Origin of the sequence: Parvibacter caecicola (assembly GCF_003725335.1) — a bacterium.
In the GTDB taxonomy this organism is placed as follows: domain Bacteria; phylum Actinomycetota; class Coriobacteriia; order Coriobacteriales; family Eggerthellaceae; genus Parvibacter; species Parvibacter caecicola.
Map to the genome: position 1 here is coordinate 1 of NZ_QIBY01000052.1, position 569 is coordinate 569.

Genomic DNA, 569 nt, shown 5'->3' on the forward strand with positions numbered 1-569 from the left:
TCATCATCGGCGTGGTGCTCACGAAGGTGAGGAACCAGCCGCTCGTGCTCGTGGGCACCATGGTGCTCTGCACCGTGGCCGGCGTGATCCAGTTCGTGTTCACCGGCCAGGCGGCGATCATCGTGGTGGCCGTGCTCGTGGGCCTGTTCACGAACATCGTGCCACCCGCGCTGTTCTCGAACGCGCAGTGGGCCGCGAAGACCCCGGCCGGCGTGGCGCTGGTCATGGCCGCACTGCCCATCGGCTCGAACTTCGGCGGCATCCCCGCCGCCCCCATCGCCGGCGCCATCGTGGAGTCCACGGGCAGCTGGGCCATGGTGGCCGTGCCGCTGGGCATCGTGGGCGCCGTCGGACTGGTGTGCGCCGTCGTGTTCATGGCACGCTGCGGCAAGTACGCGGTGGGCGCCGCGAAGGCCGAGGACGCGCAGTAGGGCGACGGGCACCGGGGAGGCGCGAGACGCCCCTTCCATCCCCGACGTTTCGCGGGCCCCGGCGCCTCCCCTGGACGCCGCAACCGCCGAAACCAGAGCGGGCCGCAGGTTCAACCTGCGGCCCGCTTGCGTTGGGGG

Annotated in this window: 1 protein-coding gene; it reads left to right on the top strand. The window is 71.7% G+C overall.

Annotated elements, in window-relative coordinates; all coding sequences use genetic code 11:
• A partial coding sequence (locus DMP11_RS10350; RefSeq protein ID WP_161555370.1) for an MFS transporter occupies positions 1 to 431 on the top strand: 431 nt, incomplete at its 5' end.
• Positions 432 to 569 lie beyond the last annotated feature (138 nt).